This is a genomic window from Stenotrophomonas maltophilia group sp. RNC7 (genome assembly GCF_030910085.1).
Lineage (GTDB): Bacteria > Pseudomonadota > Gammaproteobacteria > Xanthomonadales > Xanthomonadaceae > Stenotrophomonas > Stenotrophomonas sepilia.
The window spans coordinates 1-392 of the sequence record NZ_JAVFVN010000095.1 but is presented as its reverse complement, the minus strand read 5'-3'; the positions used below and the strand labels follow the sequence as shown (position 1 = coordinate 392).

Genomic DNA, 392 nt, shown 5'->3' with positions numbered 1-392 from the left:
AGTCAATGTATAAGTGTAATAGCTTCTTTATTAGAGCAAGATGGAAAAAATTCAATTTATATTAATAGCTTTGCTAGTGTTATACTGCCTTCTATAGAAGAAGTGTTAAAAACTGAACTTAAGTCTAGAACGAGATTAATTAGAAAAATACAAATATATTGGGCTATATTACATCGGGCTGGATTTACACCAGATGAGAAAAGACTAAGAGGCCTTGGGTTAACTTCAAAGCATACTAAACATTTTAATCCTCATTTTAATAAAGATGTAAGAAAAGCTGTTTATAAAAAACAAAATGAAAAGGACTTACCAGATCATCCTGACAGTTTAGATTCTTTGACAAGAGAACTTGAAACAATAGCGAATTTTTTTCATGATAAAAAGAATATTGA

Annotated in this window: 1 pseudogene; it reads left to right on the top strand. The window is 29.1% G+C overall.

The window, feature by feature from the left end:
- Window positions 1-392: pseudogene (locus RCF13_RS00945) on the top strand (hypothetical protein); the annotation flags it as partial.